Origin of the sequence: Pseudomonas sp. KB_15 (genome assembly GCF_052114525.1) — a bacterium.
GTDB lineage: Bacteria > Pseudomonadota > Gammaproteobacteria > Pseudomonadales > Pseudomonadaceae > Aquipseudomonas.
The window spans coordinates 1-361 of record NZ_JBFREX010000366.1 but is presented as its reverse complement, the minus strand read 5'-3'; the positions used below and the strand labels follow the sequence as shown (position 1 = coordinate 361).

1 protein-coding gene is annotated in these 361 nt (G+C 67.0%); it reads left to right on the top strand.

What is annotated here, in order from left to right; translation table 11 throughout:
• A partial coding sequence (locus tag AB4Z35_RS31315; protein WP_442101341.1) for a hypothetical protein occupies window positions 1-210 on the top strand: 210 nt, incomplete at its 5' end.
• Between the last annotated feature and the right edge of the window lie 151 nt (window positions 211-361).

Here is a 361-nt window from a genome sequence, read left to right as displayed (position 1 = left end):
CCGCTGATGCGCGCCAGCTCCACGGCATCGCTGTTCCTGTTCCCGGTGCTGGCCGCCGCGCTGAGCACCAAGGTGTTCTGGGTCATCGCCCTGGCCCCGCTGGCCGGCCTGGTCGCCCTGCTGGCCATCCGCTGGGAGCCGGCCAACTACGACGTGGACGCCCCGAAGACTTCTGATTTGCCGATCCGCCCGCCGATGGGGAGCCGGTAGTCCCCACAGGTCTGCGCCAAAAAGAAACCCCACGCTTGAGAGAGCGTGGGGTTTTTACATTTTGGACACACACCGTGGGGTGTTGCCGACAGTGGGTCCAGCGTCTGGCCGAAGCGCACGGCTTGGGCTACCAGCCGCTGATGCGCGCGCC